This window comes from Leuconostoc palmae, assembly GCF_019656075.1.
Taxonomy (GTDB): domain Bacteria; phylum Bacillota; class Bacilli; order Lactobacillales; family Lactobacillaceae; genus Leuconostoc; species Leuconostoc palmae.
The window spans coordinates 1-11,014 of the sequence record NZ_BPKZ01000003.1 but is presented as its reverse complement, the minus strand read 5'-3'; the positions used below and the strand labels follow the sequence as shown (position 1 = coordinate 11,014).

Sequence of the window (11,014 nt, the reverse complement as noted above, 5' to 3'; positions counted from 1 at the left end):
TGCAGGTTGTGCTGACGCTGCTGCAGGTTGTGCTGACGCTGCTGCAGGTTGTGCTGACGCTGCTGCAGGTTGTGCTGTAAAGCTCAACGCTTGTCCAACACTGATATAATTAACATTGCCAATATTATTAGCTGCGGCTAATTCTGCAACAGTCAAACCATTTGCTTCTGCAATCTGATACAATGTGTCGCCAGCTTTTACTGTATAAGAACCATTTGATGCCTTAATAGTTTCATTATCTGTTTGTTTGTTGCTAGTATTTGCTAGTTGCAACTTTTGACCAACAAAAATCAAGTTTGCGTTTTCAATCTCATTTGCTTTTACAAAAGCATCCACAGTTGTATTGTTTGCTTTCGCAAGTTGATTTAAAGTATCACCAGATTTTACATTAATTGAATCAGCTGATGCTGAAACAACTCCAGCAGCTGCAAATGCTCCAGCTGCTAATGCAGATTTCATAATAGTAGATGTTTTCATAATAGGGGTAACTCCTTAAGTTCGTATCTGTTAAGCATTGCTTATTGTTGTTTGAGGTCTTACTGACAATGACTAGTGTACCAAAGAAGCATAACACAGGTGTTTTATATTTTTTTCACTTTGTTTTCAAAAACACAAAAACGTTACAAAAACAGGTCTAAATCCCTGTTTTGTAACGTTTTTGTTTCAAAAATATTAATATTAAATAACAAAACTATATTTTACCAATAAAGTCTGGTGCCCAATTTTTATTTATGGACTGTATCTCAACAAGATTTTTGTCAACATTAGTTGTAATGAAAAAGCCACCACCTATATATATTGCTACAGAATATGGATTATTTTTACTACCCCATATAATTAAATCACCGTGACTAACTTCTTCAATCGTTTTCAAAATAGTTACTTCTGATATAATGTCAGTCCAGCTAATACTATAGGTAATTTGCTTACTATTTTTTATGACAAACATAATAAAAGCAATTGAAGATTTAAACTCTTTCCCCAATTGCGCAATTGCAATATTTATTAATTGATTCTTCATCATTAAAAATTAAAACTGCCCTGCATCTGACTCTCCAACAATAATACCATTAACAATACCAAAACCAACTGATGATGCACGAGAATTAGCAACCCACATGCGATGTCCTGGTTGTCCATTAGGTGTCATCATATTTGTTTCATTATACCAAGCATCAATAACAGCTTCAGTTGAGAAACCATCTGCTACAACTTCACCATTTGTAGAAAAATGGTTTGATGGTATACCACCATTTGCTGCTGCATCTTGAGCACGTGCCTGCGCTCGCGCTGACAAACCTGCATCTAATTGAACAGGTGCTAATCCCATAGCAGCACGCTTAGCGTTCATTGAATTTAGAAGTGATTGAACATCTGACGAAGCTGAAGTTTGTTGTACTTGACTAGGTGCTGAGAGCTGTGTTGCTGCAACTTGGTGTGTTTCAGCAGGAGCAACAGGTTGTGAAGGTGTTTCAGACACATTCACATTTCCACCGTTTGCTACATAAGTATTGTACTCTTCGGCACTCATAAAGCCATCTTTATTTGTGTCTGCAGCTGCGATGTATTTAACATTAGCAGGTATTGTTACAGTACTTTGTGTACTTACTGCATTAGTATCGCCACCGTTTGCTACATAAGTATTATACTCATCGATAGACATAAAGCCATCTTTATTTGTGTCTGCAGCTGCGATATATGATAACTTTTGTTCTGGCACTGTTTGTGTTTGATCAGCAGCAGTAACTGTTGTTGCTGTTGCTGTAGTTGTTGCTTTCAACGACAACTCCTGCCCTACAACAACTAGATTATCACTTGATAGACCGTTAATTGAAGCCAATGTTGCAGTATTAACACCTGTTTGTTCAGCGATTTTTGATAAGCTATCACCAGCTTGAACAGTATATTTTGTACCATCTGCTGAAATCGCAGTAGAAACTGGTGAAGAAACTGTCAGTGTTTGCCCAGCAACAATAAAATTATGGTTATCAATGTTATTCTCTTTAGCTAAATTGTCAACTGTAGTATTATTATCAGCCGCAATACCACTTAATGTGTCTCCAGCTTTAACAGAAACGGTATCTGCAGAAGCAACTGAACTACCACCAACAAGCGCAGCAACACTTGCTGCCGTTGCTAATAATGTTTTCTTTAAATTATTACTCATTATGACGAAACTCCAAATATTTAATTTATGTTATATTGTTTAATTGTTTAATTTTTAGTTCTGATGTTATAAAAATCTTAAGAACATGATTAAGTATAACTTCTTTGTATAACATACACATTTTCCGAACTTATCAGTTTCATAACATTATTACAAAAACATTACATCGATAAAACGTTGATATAAAAGCATTTTTATGCGTATATACTCCATGTTTAATTTCTTATATACCTGTTTTTGTCACTTAAAAAAGCATTATTCTATTTGTTATCATAAAAATAATGCTCTTAATATTTTCTTTAAAATTCAAGTAACACACTGCCATACGTGAATCCAGCACCAAAACCAGTCAATAAAACACGCTTCCCTGACAAATTGACTCCATGGTTTAATTCATCAAGTCCAATAGCAATACCTGCTGAAGAAGTATTACCATTTCGAATCACATTTGTAGAAAATTTACCTAATGGTTGATCTAAATCTTTTGCAATGTACTCAATCAATCGTAAGTTTGCTTGATGTGGAATATAGTAATCTACATCAGTTGGTTCTAAGTGCTGTGATGCCAAAAAATTTCTGATATGATCAGGAATAAGTGTCGTTACCTCATTGTATACATCTCGTCCAATTTGAACAAAAGCATCTGTTTTAGGATAATTTTCTGCTGATAATTCAGTTAGTGGTAAAATTCTACCCGAGTGAACCACTTCTGAATTTCCTATGGTATGCATTTCTTCCGCACCTATAACGCTACGGTCATGTTCAGTAGCTGTCATTAAGACGGCTCCTGCCCCATCACCAAAGAATACAGTACTCGTTCGATCTTTAAAATCCATCATTTTAGAATTAACTTCTGCAGAAATGAGCAAAACATTCTTATAGAGACCCGAACGAATAAATTTATCAGCTGTACTTAATCCAAATACAAATCCAGCACATGCTGTCATAATATCATAAGCCCAGGCATTTTTTGCGTTTATATTACGTTGAACAAGCGCTGCAGTAGACGGTGCCAATCCATCTGGCGTAAATGTTGTCACAATAATTAAATCAATTTCTGATGCAGTTATATCAACTTGATCTAATACTAATTCAGCTGCTTTTGTTGCTAAATCACTCGTATTCTCACCTTTTAGTGACATGTGGCGTGTTTTAATACCTGTATGAGACTGGATCCACTCATCACTGGTATCCATAATATTGGCTAAATCATTGTTGGTAATGACATCGCTTGGTACGTAATGCGCACTGGCTAATATCTTACTCACGGGCATACTATTTCCCCTTTACATCTTTTAGTCACATTAAACATGCTCTAAAATCATCTTTGTATTTTTATTTAAAACTTACAATTTATACTTATATAATTGTATCGAATTTTGATATTAACGCAAGCTATCTCGCTTACCTTCCCATACCATTGTATATTGTTTATTTATGTCAACATACCAATTAAATTCATTACAAATCGCTTTAGCCATCGGGTCACTATCAAGAAATTCTGCTTTCACAATACTGCCAATAGGCAATATACCAAATAAATCATGCCATAAATCTATTAATGATAATACATCATCAGCAAACGTAGCTGCTAAAATAAAATCGTCATTTTCCTTCATCAATAAAATGGCCGCTATAACATGCTGTTTTTCCAAACGAACAATACTGTTTTTAGCATCAAAACGAGGGTGTTTAAAAATTTTAGTTTCATAGTTTAAATCTTGTGCAGGTGGGTTAACCCTATATACTCTTTGATGATGATCTTTTGTTAATGTCACTAATTCTGCTTTTAAGTCTACGTCCAATTCTTCAACGCTAACAATTGGATTGCCAGAATAACTTCTAATAGTTATTTCCCCAAATTGTGTGATATTCCCTATTGAAAAACCTCTATCTTCTAGAAATCCTTTTGTAATTTGATCAGTGACATTTGCAATCAAACCTTTATTGTGCTTGATAGCTAGCTCTTGAAGCGCCCATACTGTTTCGACATCTATGTCTGCTACTTGATTAAATAAAAAATTATTTGGATAATCTTTGTTTTCTATAATGTATTCCAACATGGATTCTCTCTTTAGTATCGAACTGAAAAAAACAGTTCGATTACACAAACTGCTTTTTTACTTAGCTGACTTTAAAACAATAAGACGTTCCTGAGTAGCATGCCATTTTGTTTGCCAGTCACTTAACTTTTCTTTTTCAGCATTAACAATTGATTCAGGTGCTGAAGAAACAAACTTTTCATTGTTTAATTTATTTTCTGCACGTTTAACTTCATTATCAAACTTTTTCAGTTCAGATTCTAAACGAATAATTTCCTCGTCAATGTCAATTAACTCAGCTAATGGAACATAGATTTCAGCCCCAGTAATAACTTGCGACATAGCAAGTTCAGGTGGCACTACTTGAGAAGAAATTTCCAATGACTTTGGATGAACAAATCGATTAATATAATCGCTGTTATCTTTGAAAATTTTAATCAATTGTTCGTCAGAAGTTTTAATTAACAAATCAATTTCAGTCGACATTGGTGCATTCGCCTCGGAACGTATATTACGCACAGCAACAATAAGATCTTGTAACGATTCAAAAGCATCTTCCGCATTTTCATTGTTTAATTCGGAGTGTGTAACTGGATAATTTGTTATTGCAAAATTAACATCTTTACCAACTTGACTTGGCATTTCTTGCCAAATTGCTTCTGTAACAAACGGCATAATGGGCTGTAATAACCGTAAAGTTTGATCTAAAACATAAGCCAAAGTTTGCTGTACAGGTGCTTTATCTCCGCTACCATTTAGCGTTTCTTTAGTCATTTCAATATACCAATCGGCAAAATCTGACCAAATAAAATTGTATAGTTCTCTACCAGCTTCGCCAAATTCAAACTTATCAAAATTGTGCGTAACATTATCAACAGTTTTATTTAAACGTGACAATATCCATTTATCCGCCAATGTTAAAGTATCAAGTTCTGGTATGCCTAAAGGCGTATTGTCATCTAAATTCATAATGACATAACGTGAAGCATTCCAAATTTTATTGATAAAATTCCAGGCAGCATCCATCTTATCATAAGTGAAACGAACATCTTGCCCTGGTGTTGAACCAGTAGCTAAGAACCAACGTAAAGCATCAGCACCGTATTTTTCAATGACATCCATAGGATCAACACCATTACCCAATGACTTTGACATTTTACGGCCTTCTCCATCACGAATCAAGCCATGAATCAAAACATTTTTAAATGGACGTTGGCCGGTAAATTCTTTCCCTTGGAACATCATCCGGGCTACCCAGAAGAAAATAATGTCATAGCCTGTGACTAGCGTGTTCGTTGGATAGTAACGCGCATAATCACCTGTTGTATCTTCTGGCCAACCCATCGTTGAAAATGGCCACAAAGCTGAACTAAACCAAGTATCTAAGACATCCGGATCACGTTCCCATCCGTCGCCTGCCGGTACTTCTGTACCCACGTAGATTTCTTCTTGGTCAGTACCCTTGTTCTTATACCAAGCTGGAATTTGATGTCCCCACCAAAGTTGACGTGAGATGACCCAATCACGAATGTTTGACATCCAACGGGTAAAGGTATCTTCAAAACGCGCTGGGACAAATTCAACTTTTTCATCTGGATTTTGTTGCATTGCCAAAGCTTGTTCCGCCAATGGCTCCATTTTCACAAACCATTGCGTTGACAAACGTGACTCAACTGGCACCCCAGTCCGTTCTGAATGGCCAACTGAGTGCACAATTGGTTCGATGTTTAGCATGTAGTCACCGGCTTCCAGATCCGCCACAATCGCTTTTCGAGCTTCAAAGCGTTCCATGCCGTTATATGGCCCTGCCAATTCATTCAAATGCCCATCATCAGTCATCGTGTTAATGCGTTCAAGATCATGACGATTTCCGACTTGGAAATCGTTTGGATCATGGGCCGGCGTAATTTTAACCATGCCAGTTCCAAAGTCTTTTTCAACGTATTCATCCGCAATAATTGGAATTTCACGACCCACAAGTGGGACCATAACTTTTTTACCAATCAAGTCTTGATACCTTTCATCGCTAGGATGGACAGCGACAGCCACATCACCAAACATAGTTTCCGGTCGTGTCGTCGCAATTTCTATGTAATTTTTCCCATTAAACGTTGTATCATCAGTAAAAGGATACTTAACATGGTAAAATGCACCTTCATCATCCTGATAAATAACTTCAATATCTGATAACGCTGTACGAGCCTGTGGATCCCAGTTAATAATATACTCGCCACGATAAATTAAGCCTTTTTTATATAAATCAATAAAGACTTTATTAACTGCTTTATTTAATCCTTCATCTAAGGTAAAACGTTCACGATCAAAATCAAGAGATAATCCCATCTTACCCCATTGTTTTTTGATAGTTGCAGCATATTCATTTTTCCAATCCCAAACTTGCTCAACAAATTTTTCACGTCCTAAATCATATCGCGAAACACCTTCAGTACGTAATCTTTGTTCAACTTTAGCCTGTGTAGCAATACCCGCATGATCCATACCAGGTAACCACAAAACATCCAGCCCTTGCATTTTTTTCTGTCGAATAATCATGTCTTGTAATGTCGTATCCCAAGCATGTCCCAAATGTAGCTTTCCTGTTACATTTGGTGGCGGAATGACAATAGAATAAGCTTCTGGTTCATTTCCTTGGATACTTTTATTTGATTCTGGTACAAATAATTTTTTAGCTTGCCAAGTATCATACCGTCCCAATTCAACGGATGACGGATCATATTTTGTTGACATATTAATTTCGCGCATTTTTTCTCCTTTTAAATTACGTACAACTAAAAAATCGTCCTAAATATAATAGGACGATTTTCACCGTGGTACCACCTGTATTGTTGTTAGTATTTAACAACCACTTTAAAATTTATCTAGTTATTAATTATGCTTAGCAACCTTGGGCATTAACATTACCGACTCTCACCAAACCGTCGATTCTCTATAAATGTATTTGCTTAATCCTCTAAGATAAAGCTAATATTACTAGAAAACGTGCTTCCCGTCAAGTTTTTAATTATGTTGACTACCATATTTACGTAAATTTTGAAATGGGTAAAATAACATGTTAATATAAACATTCTTTGTCGTCACATAAATGACACCAATACTCACATACCAAGAAATGACTAATGTCAGTAAAGCCAATATCGCATAGTTGGAAATACCCACCTTCAACATGATGATTCGGGCAATAGAGGCAATCGGTGCGTGCACTAAGTAAATTATTAAGGAATAGTAACCATATTTACTAAAATAATTAGTGATATTATTTTCTTTTAAATGAGCAAAAATAGGTAAAAATAACACTATACTCGCTAATTTAGCTACAAAATCATATTTTGTCATCATGTTGGTATTAAACCAATTTGAGATAAACACCATTTGCCACACAATACTCAATATGATAATCATTAAACTAATGACTATCACTGTTTTATGTAACAATATTTTAGAATAATATTTTATTAAATATCCAATATAAAAACAAATTGTCCACATACATAGACCACTGACGCCATAAGGGATATTTGCCTGTGTCACAATATAATAGCCAAACATTATAGCATAAATAACTAACTGTGCTAATGCGGGCACCCCACTTATGTCCATTAATCCAATAAGAACATAAATGAAAAACAAAACATATAAAAACCATAAATAGCCAATTGGTATCGTATAAATTGTCATTAAGTCTCTCCATGTGTTGAATTGATGCACATATTGATCAACATGCTGTAAGCACACATAAATAATGGAAAAAATTATGTAAGGTATTCCGAGACTGATTATTTTTTTATACAGTGATTGCCCATACTTTTTAAATGTATTAATCGGTCTGTATGTGTACCCTGATAACGCAAAAAAAACAGGCATAACAATTGTAAATAAAATCCCCATGATAAACTGAGAAAAACCATCATACTGGGGAAATTTGCCTGTCTTATAAATTCCTTCAATCACATGAACTATTACGACCAAAAATATAGTTATACCTTTTGTCAAGTCAAGCCATTTAATGCGTGTTTTCATTGTTTTTTAATTCTCCAGTTTACGCGCAAATCAGCTATACTTTTATACCAAAACTTATTTTCAAAGCTTGAGCAACTTGTTGCATTTGCTTAGTATCACTAGGAATATGAGCAATTTTGTCTCTTAAACGCCGCTTGTCAATTGTTCGAACTTGTTCTGTCAAAATAACTGAATCTTTTTTGATACCACCCATGTGGGCTGGTAAAAGCACATGTGTCGGTAATTTAGGCTTAGATATTTGAGAAGTTATTGATGCAATAATTGTTGTTGGTGAATTCGCATTTCCAACATCATTTTGAATAATTAATACTGGTCTAACACCCGATTGCTCAGAGCCAATTCCTTGCTTAAGGTCTGCATAAAAGACGTCACCTCTCATGACATCTTGATATTCTTCTTTCATAAAAATTCTCACTTAACTATGTACGCGCTAGAGCGCTTATTTTATATAAACTCTTGGTAATCGTGAACTTAAAGATGTCACAATTTCATGCGGAATCGTTCTGGCATATGATGAAAATTCTTCAATGCTAATTTCTTTATTGCCACTTTTACCAATCAAAGTAACTTCAGTATCAATAGGATGATATCGATCCATAGCTATGACAAGTTGATCCATTGTTATGCGACCAACTACTGTTGCAATTTGACCATCTATAAGCACTTTCATGCCAGCCATACGACGTAGATAACCATCTGCATAACCAATAGGCAACGTTGCAACCCACTGTGGTTCTTGAGCTGTATATGTAGCTCCGTAACTAACCGATTCGCCTGTCTGAAGTTTATGAACGGCACCTATTTTAGATTTCAATGTCAACACACTGTGTAGTTTTATAGGCATTTTTAGTAATGGTGCTCCAGGATTGAACCCATACAAAACTGAGCCTACACGAATTGTCTGTGTATTAATTTCACGATAATGCCACAATGAAGAACCAGAATTAGCTAAATGCCAATATTTTTTTGGAATATCTGCAGACTCTACCCATTCTTCAAATAGTTTGAGTTGTTTCATATAATATGACTGGTTATTATCATCAGCAGTTGCAAAATGTGTGAACACACCAGTTAATTGTAAGAGCGATGATTCTTTCACTTTATCATAGACGTCTTGCAACGCCTGTTTAGAATGCGCTCCCATTCTCCCCATACCAGTATCTACTGCTATTTCAACGTTTAAGATCTCACTATCATTCATACCATGTAAAGCTTGATCTAACCAGTCAACAGACTCAACAGCAGGAGACAATCGATACTTTATTATTTCATGAATTTGATTAACATCTTGTACGCCTAAAAGAATAATTTTGACATTTTCATAATACAATGCACTTCTTAATTCAATACCCTCAGCAATTGTCGCAACTGCAAAATCTCGGACACCAATATCATATAGCGCCTGTGCTACTTTTATAGCACCGTGTCCATAAGCGTTCGCTTTAACCACAGCAATTAACCGTTGCGCATCAGTATGTTTTAGTATGGATTTTGCATTGAACTGTACTGCTTTTAAATCTATCTCAATCCAAGATGGTCTTGTCAATAGTACTTCATTATTCATCAGATAACACTCCACGTTTTGGAAATAATTTTAAACTAATTCTCTCTAAAACAGTTAGTCTTTCAATCACAACAACTGTATTTACAAAATCCGAACTGTGCGTAATCGCAACATACGTATTATATTGAAAATTTTTAACGCGAATAATAGGTCTACCATTAGGTGCATTTAAAATTTCAATATCATGCCAATGTACTTTTTCACCTATACCGTAACCAGTTGCTTTTGAAAAAGCTTCCTTAGCAGAAAACCTACCAGCAATAAACTCATTAAAATGCTTACCTTGTCGTTTTTTTGCCTGTTCAAGTTCTCTGGTTGTTAGAATGGTGTTCATAAAATTCGAGTTTCGATTAACAATATTACCAACACGACTAATCGACTCGGTATCATTTCCTATTCCAATTATCATGTCTATATTGTATCAAAATCAAAAGTTTTCACCAAACAAAATCTTTAATTAATCTTGTTGGAATAATTTATTTAAGTCTAAATATACACCTTTTGCCATTAAAAAGCATAGTAAACTAGTAAATGTTTGTTTTTCCATAATTACCCTCCTTTAACTATCAAAAGTGTAAAATATATCAAACATAATCTCAATAATTGTGTCCTGAACAGCTCTATTTTTGGCCTAACACGATCTAACAACCAAAATAAACATTAAAAAAAGGTAACATCAAATTTGATGTTACCTTTTTTATGCCGTCGGTGGGAGTCGAACCCACACGGTGTTGCCACCACTGGATTTTGAGTCCAGCGCGTCTGCCAATTCCGCCACAACGGCAAATATAAAGCCATAAGGCTTATAGGGCGGTAGAAGGGGATCGAACCCTCGCATGCTGGATCCACAAACCAGTGTGTTAACCACTTCACCACTACCGCCATGGCAGGGATAGAGGGAATCGAACCCCCATCAACGGTTTTGGAGACCGCTATTCTACCGTTTAACTATATCCCTACAATAAATAAAAATCTCAGCTAAAAGCTGATATAACATGGTAAGGAATTGCACCTTACTTAATAACACTGTCTGTTCATGTTTGTCAGTAATTAGCGGTCACAGCGGGGCTCGAACCCGCGATCTCCTGCGTGACAGGCAGGCGTCCTAACCAGCTAGACCATGCGACCAATGGACGCTACAGGGATCGAACCTGTGACCCCCTGCTTGTAAGGCAGGTGCTCTCCCAGCTGAGCTAAGCGTCC

At 35.8% G+C, this 11,014-nt stretch carries 10 protein-coding genes and 5 tRNA genes; all 15 read right to left on the bottom strand.

Going from position 1 to position 11,014, the window contains the following annotated elements; all coding sequences use genetic code 11:
- Nucleotides 1–477 (bottom strand): LysM peptidoglycan-binding domain-containing protein (locus K5Q12_RS02695; RefSeq protein WP_220742185.1); only part of this gene is annotated, 477 nt, incomplete at its 3' end.
- Between the two features lie 214 nt (nucleotides 478–691).
- A complete protein-coding gene (locus K5Q12_RS02690) occupies nucleotides 692–1,024 on the bottom strand; it encodes an NlpC/P60 family protein (RefSeq protein WP_220742184.1) in 333 nt (110 codons plus the stop codon).
- A gap of 6 nt (nucleotides 1,025–1,030) precedes the next feature.
- Nucleotides 1,031–2,167, bottom strand: coding sequence for a LysM peptidoglycan-binding domain-containing protein (locus K5Q12_RS02685; RefSeq protein ID WP_220742183.1), 1,137 nt, complete (start codon nucleotides 2,165–2,167; stop codon nucleotides 1,031–1,033).
- Between the two features lie 299 nt (nucleotides 2,168–2,466).
- Nucleotides 2,467–3,441, bottom strand: coding sequence for a beta-ketoacyl-ACP synthase III (locus tag K5Q12_RS02680; protein ID WP_220742182.1), 975 nt, complete (start codon nucleotides 3,439–3,441; stop codon nucleotides 2,467–2,469).
- A gap of 111 nt (nucleotides 3,442–3,552) precedes the next feature.
- On the bottom strand, nucleotides 3,553–4,230 hold the full coding sequence (locus tag K5Q12_RS02675) for a hypothetical protein (protein ID WP_220742181.1): 678 nt from the start codon (nucleotides 4,228–4,230) through the stop codon (nucleotides 3,553–3,555).
- Nucleotides 4,231–4,287: 57 nt separating this feature from the next.
- Nucleotides 4,288–6,972, bottom strand: a complete 2,685-nt coding sequence (locus tag K5Q12_RS02670; protein ID WP_220742180.1) for a valine--tRNA ligase — start codon at nucleotides 6,970–6,972, stop codon at nucleotides 4,288–4,290.
- 255 nt (nucleotides 6,973–7,227) lie between these two features.
- The gene (locus tag K5Q12_RS02665; protein WP_220742179.1) at nucleotides 7,228–8,247 is read right to left on the bottom strand and encodes an acyltransferase family protein; all 1,020 of its coding nucleotides are present in this window, start codon (nucleotides 8,245–8,247) and stop codon (nucleotides 7,228–7,230) included.
- Nucleotides 8,248–8,281: 34 nt separating this feature from the next.
- On the bottom strand, nucleotides 8,282–8,650 hold the full coding sequence (locus K5Q12_RS02660) for a type II toxin-antitoxin system PemK/MazF family toxin (protein ID WP_220742178.1): 369 nt from the start codon (nucleotides 8,648–8,650) through the stop codon (nucleotides 8,282–8,284).
- 36 nt (nucleotides 8,651–8,686) lie between these two features.
- Nucleotides 8,687–9,811: an alanine racemase gene (gene alr, locus K5Q12_RS02655; protein WP_220742177.1), complete on the bottom strand. Its 1,125-nt coding sequence runs from the start codon at nucleotides 9,809–9,811 to the stop codon at nucleotides 8,687–8,689.
- The gene (gene acpS, locus K5Q12_RS02650; RefSeq protein ID WP_220742176.1) at nucleotides 9,804–10,220 is read right to left on the bottom strand and encodes a holo-ACP synthase; all 417 of its coding nucleotides are present in this window, start codon (nucleotides 10,218–10,220) and stop codon (nucleotides 9,804–9,806) included. Before acpS ends, alr begins: the two co-directional genes overlap by 8 nt.
- 291 nt (nucleotides 10,221–10,511) lie before the next feature.
- Nucleotides 10,512–10,595, bottom strand: a tRNA-Leu gene (locus tag K5Q12_RS02645).
- A gap of 25 nt (nucleotides 10,596–10,620) precedes the next feature.
- Nucleotides 10,621–10,693 (bottom strand) — tRNA-His (locus K5Q12_RS02640).
- 2 nt (nucleotides 10,694–10,695) lie between these two features.
- Nucleotides 10,696–10,769 (bottom strand) — tRNA-Trp (locus K5Q12_RS02635).
- A gap of 96 nt (nucleotides 10,770–10,865) precedes the next feature.
- Nucleotides 10,866–10,939, bottom strand: a tRNA-Asp gene (locus K5Q12_RS02630).
- Between the two features lie 2 nt (nucleotides 10,940–10,941).
- Nucleotides 10,942–11,014: transfer RNA gene (locus K5Q12_RS02625), tRNA-Val, on the bottom strand.